This window comes from Zoogloea oleivorans (genome assembly GCF_008107625.1).
GTDB classification, from domain to species: Bacteria; Pseudomonadota; Gammaproteobacteria; order Burkholderiales; family Rhodocyclaceae; genus Zoogloea; species Zoogloea oleivorans.
This window is the reverse complement of record NZ_SDKK01000069.1, coordinates 1-3,236: the sequence shown is the minus strand read 5'-3', so window position 1 is coordinate 3,236 and position 3,236 is coordinate 1. Positions and strand designations below refer to the sequence as shown.

Annotated in this window: 3 protein-coding genes; 1 reads left to right on the top strand and 2 read right to left on the bottom strand. The window is 59.1% G+C overall.

The genetic code is table 11. The features are described 5' to 3' along the window. Window positions 1–271 precede the first annotated feature (271 nt). Window positions 272–559: a periplasmic Cu(I)/Cu(II)-binding protein CopK gene (gene copK, locus ETQ85_RS25640; protein ID WP_148581811.1), complete on the top strand. Its 288-nt coding sequence runs from the start codon at window positions 272–274 to the stop codon at window positions 557–559. 105 nt (window positions 560–664) lie between these two features. On the opposite strand, the gene ETQ85_RS25635 is transcribed toward copK, so the two are convergent. Continuing rightward, window positions 665–1,930, bottom strand: a complete 1,266-nt coding sequence (locus tag ETQ85_RS25635) for a type II restriction endonuclease (RefSeq protein ID WP_148581810.1) — start codon at window positions 1,928–1,930, stop codon at window positions 665–667. 97 nt (window positions 1,931–2,027) lie between these two features. Further along, window positions 2,028–3,236: HD-GYP domain-containing protein (locus tag ETQ85_RS25630; RefSeq protein ID WP_148581809.1), on the bottom strand; the 1,209-nt coding region annotated here is incomplete at its 5' end.

The following is a 3,236-nucleotide window of genomic DNA, read 5'->3' as shown; positions in this document are numbered from 1 at the left end:
AACCACGAAGAAGGTGTGGGTGGACACGGCCTCTACGAAGCGACCAAGGGCAAGTAGTCCCGACGGGACTCACTTGTCGATCCGACGCGACCGCACTCAAGCCTTGGCACTCAGTTGAGGGCCAGCAGCTATGTTTCATCCAGCAACAAGGCGGCCCAACAACATAACAAGCCGCTGACAAAACTGTCATCGGACGGTTTGGCTCCCGTAAGGAGCCATCGTCCATCATACAAGTGCAGGATCACCTGCACACAGCCTGAAGGAGAGAGAAATGCTGAAGAAAATGCTGGTCGTGGTCGCGCTGAGCATCATAGGTACAACGGGCGCATTCGCTTCTGATGAGGCGCGGGCGGCAGCGAAAGAGGTCATCGAGCTGAAAGATGGCTCGACGGTCTATATCTTCAAGGACGGAAAAATGGCCATGGAAGACAAGTACGGCCGGGCGACTCGCATGAAGAAAGAAACCGTCATGGAAGCCAAGGATGGCCGGAAGATCATCATGCATGGCGATGAGGTCATGCGGCTTGACTCGCTACTACGACATGGTGACGGTAGCTAGTAGTCCCGTAAGTACATGAGTTACAGGGGAGCCCTCAATGCACCCTGAGGCAGCTTGGGGGCTCACGAGATTCATTGTCGATGGCGACTAGTCTCAAAATGCACATCAGAACATTCTGGCGATGGCTTCCACAGGCTTGATGCCAACTCCGAACCGGGCGATGGCTTCCCGGTGTTGGCGTAGCTCTCCGTACGGTAGGTAGCGGATGTTGAGTTCCCGAACCTGCGAGAACGCGGGTCGCTGCACCTGCTGCCGGACATCGGCTTCTCGCTCATCCGGGGCGACGAGGAACAGATGATGGCGCTGGGCTGCACCACCAGACAAGGCCAGATCCAGCAGCCGAACGATGCCGGAGTAGATTGAGGTCGTATGTTCGACCTCGAACGCTGCCACCACTGCGCCAGACTCTCGTTCCAGCCAGATCACATCGATGAGCCGCACCGCGTCAGCCCCTTCATTTTGCAAAGCCGGGGGTAAGACTGTGAGACACCCGTCGGCGAGACGCCCTCCGCCATAGGGCCGACTCTGATCGTTGCTGGCAATCCACACCGAGAACCCCAGGGCCAGCCCCAGGTCTCTCAGCCACCCTTGCACTTCGGTGTGTCCCTCGTCGGAGACCCGGTTCTTGTCAAGTTGCTTGGTAAAGGCGGCGGTTTCCTCCCGGACTGCGGCCAGATCCTTGGCCCAGGCATCGGTTGCTTTGACATCCCCCTCGGCGGGGGGAAAAGGGTAGCGCTCCATGCCCAGGTCGAACATAAGCCCGGCCACGGCACCCAGATCATTGGACAGAAGATCCCGGTGGCGCTGGTTGAACTCGATGAGCCCCTGCCGCATCGCGAGGTAATGATCCCAGCGCCCGAGCTTGACCGCAGCGCCGGTCAGGGCGTTGTAGCCTTTGACGATGGCCGTATTGAACGGGACGACGATCGTGGGATGAATGAAGTAAAGCAGGTTGGCCGCGGCTGGCCCCAGGCCCTTGATGCCCTTGGCTTCGAGCGTGCGGATCGCTTGGAGCACGTCGGCCTCCTTGGTGCAGCAATCACACGCATGCAGCAACCGTCCAAAGGCACGTTGATTGTCCCGGTCTTCGTAGATATCCGGAATCCTCAGTTTGGGCTTCCATAGGAACGCATGGTCGGCCCCCTTGAAGATCTGACGCTGCTCGGCAATCGAGGCCACGACCGTTTGGAGAGAAGATCCTTGATAGACATTGCCGAAGTTGCCTTCGTCGATCTCCTTGATAACCTGGCCGATTCCACGCCGGATCGAGCGGAAGTTCTTCAGTCGTTCGGGCCACAAGAACCAGGACTGGTAGGTTCCATTCGGGTCTTGCTTCCAGCGATCAATCAAGAGACGGGTAGTTTCAGACATGCAGATGGAAGGCAGAACAGGTAGTCGATCAGGGTATCACCAACCGAAGGCTCGACGGGACTCGCACCTACCGAACACGTCCTGCACCTAGCGTGAACTACACAACCGGCGGCAATACACCCAGCTTGAAGTAGCGCGACAACGCCTCATGGAGACGTTGTCGTAGTTCGTTCGGATCTGCCCGCGTGATCGTGACGTACAACGCAGGGGCGATATCCATGAACGCGGTCGCGATGCGCGGATCAAAGTGACTTCCGGATTCGCGCAGGATGATCTGCATGGCCTCGTCGAGCCCCATCGGCGACTTGTAGGAGCGCTCGGAAGTGAGCGCGTCGAATACGTCCACGACGGCGAAGATCCGGGCGATGAGGGGAATTCCCTCGTCGCGCAAACCATCGGGGTAACCTTTTCCGTCCAGACGTTCGTGGTGGTGCCGGATGATCACGGCAGCCTCCTGCAACCAGGGGTTTCCGGTGACGATCTCAGTACCTAGGACCGGATGCGTCTGCATGACCAGGAGTTCGGCAGGCGTCAGCGAGCCCCCCTTCAGGAGGATGCTGTCGGGAATCCCGATCTTGCCCACGTCGTGCAGAAAGGCACCGGCAACCAGGTGCGAGATATCTTCCGCCGAGACCCCCAGTGCTTCAGCCAAACCAATCGCGTAGAGCGTGACTCGATAGTTGTGGGCATCGGTACCGGAATCCTTCTTGGCCACGGCGTTTCCCAGGGAGCGGATCAGCGACAGGTTGGAGTCCAGCAAGGAACGGGACAAGTCCGTTGAGCGCCGCAGCAAAGCCAGCATCAGGGGATATAGAACCAGCGCTGTCGCCACCACGGCGCCAATAGCGGTAAGCGCCCCCGTGCGAACCTGGTCCCGTTGAGCCTGGAGAGTTTCCGCATCGAGCCGGCTGAGGGTCCTCACATATCCGACAAGACGCCCATCGCTACCGGAGATCGGGACAACGACGTGGATCAGATGCTCGGAACCCACTTCGATCCAGGTGCGGTGGATCTGGTGCCCCTCGGGACGTTTCAAGGTTTGGGCACGAAGCACGTCTATCAGCGAAACGGTGCTACTCCCCCAGTTCTCGTAAACCGGACTGCCATCACGATCAAAGACCTGCAGCCCGACAAAACGACTCTTGTCCAGCAAGCGCTCCAGTTCGTCATGACCGTCAGGCCGGCCGGCGCTAACGATCACCTGCATCGCAGGCGTGGCGAAATGGCGGGCGCTGCGGGTGGCCTGCTCCAGTGCAGCCTGTTCCGCCCGGTAGGTTTCAACGAAATAAGCAACACCACCGGCAAT

Bases quoted from the DNA above. Each gene is read 5' to 3' on its own strand.
- copK (WP_148581811.1), top strand. From the start codon at position 272: ATGCTGAAGAAAATGCTGGTCGTGGTCGCGCTGAGCATCATAGGTACA.
- ETQ85_RS25635 (WP_148581810.1), bottom strand. From the start codon at position 1,930: ATGTCTGAAACTACCCGTCTCTTGATTGATCGCTGGAAGCAAGACCCG.